This is a genomic window from Paenibacillus dendritiformis (assembly GCF_015845845.1).
GTDB lineage: Bacteria > Bacillota > Bacilli > Paenibacillales > Paenibacillaceae > Paenibacillus_B > Paenibacillus_B dendritiformis_C.
Genome location: NZ_LDIG01000083.1, coordinates 1 through 1,442 on the forward strand (window position 1 = coordinate 1; position 1,442 = coordinate 1,442).

A 1,442-nucleotide genomic window follows, 5' to 3' on the forward strand; every position below is an offset into this window, starting at 1 on the left:
TATGGCGTGAAGAAGGCTCCGTGTGTTCCGGTGCTGACTATGCCATGGCTGAACGGGAAAAGTGATGTGAAGATCGAGGGGCAGCCTGCCTTGACGCAGAACTGCACCCTACAGTGTCTATATTGTGGTCATATCCAAATCGAAAATGACGGGTAGGAGTTGGATTAAGGTTCTGTTTCCAAGCCGTCAAGTTTCGAGAGCCGGAAGGAGACATGAACTCACTTGAGTGTAGTACATAACGGAATCGGGTATGAAAGTCTGCGTTTCTACGGTTCCTTTCAGCCTCAGCATATAGAGAAGCTTCAAATTACAAGGACCATCAACGATCACGCCTATTTAACGGTAAGCGGCATGCTGTCGGAAGAACAGGGAGCCACATGCATTGGACAGAACATGGAAGAGGAACCGATCGTTATCCGTCAATTGGATGAGCAGGGACAATCACGGAGACGATTGTTCCACGGCATCGTTACGCGACTATCCGTGCATTGCATTCGGGGCGTGTATACGTTCGAGCTGGAAGCCGCATCGCATTCGTATCAGATGGATATCCAGATAAAGAAGCGTTCCTATCAGGATATTCATCGTACCTACGCGGATCTGGTCACCACGATGATTCGGAAATACAAGTATGGAGATGCCATTGATACCGTAACGAATGATGCCGAACTGGGCACTTTTGTTTTACAATATGAGGAGACGGATTGGGCGTTTTTAAAGCGCCTTGCCTCTCGCTTTGGGTCCGTGCTGGTGCCGGAGGTAACGGCAGCGTCGCCCAAAGTGTTCTTCGGGCTACCGGAAGGCAAACGGTACAAGATGGAACGGGATGCAAGTTACCAGGTACGGAGAACGTTCCATGATCTGGAGGCGGGGAAGCCGGGACAACGGGCAGGCTCATATGTGACCTACGTGATCGAAAGCCTGCAATACTATGCGCTGGGAGATATCATTGCGTTACCGATCGGATTAGGCAAGGAACTCGTCGTCGTTCGGGCCGTGACACGGCTGGAGGACGGCCTGCTGCGTACTCGTTATGATCTCCAGGCTGAACAGGATATTCGTCTTGCCCGTTATGAAAACGATCAAGCTGCGGGGATTGCGCTGACGGGCAGCGTGTTACAGGTACATCAAGACATGGTGCAACTCCAACTGGATATCGACCCCAAACAGGACCCGGCGAAAGCATGCTGGTTCCCGGTGGCCACCCGCTATGCAGCGGAAGAACATAGTGGCTGGTATGATATGCCGGAAGTTGGGGAGCGGGTGGAGCTTTACTTGCCGACGAGCCGGGAACAGGAAGCCTATGTCATGGACTCGCGGCAGCATCGCCACGCGCAAGGAGAGCCGGACGTGAAAGTATGGAGACATGCGCAAGGAAGCGGCGTGGACATGTCCGAACAAGAACTGACCCTGTCTACCTCGGGAGCATTGTCAATTACGCT

General features: G+C 52.6%; 2 protein-coding genes. Both read left to right on the forward strand.

Annotation, left to right across the window (positions count from 1 at the left end):
• Positions 1 to 156, forward strand: a 156-nt coding sequence (locus tag ABD76_RS06135; protein ID WP_197255197.1) for a DUF4280 domain-containing protein, incomplete at its 5' end; no start/stop codon positions are given.
• Positions 157 to 222: 66 nt separating this feature from the next.
• A partial coding sequence (locus ABD76_RS06140; protein WP_275100788.1) for a contractile injection system protein, VgrG/Pvc8 family occupies positions 223 to 1,442 on the forward strand: 1,220 nt, incomplete at its 3' end.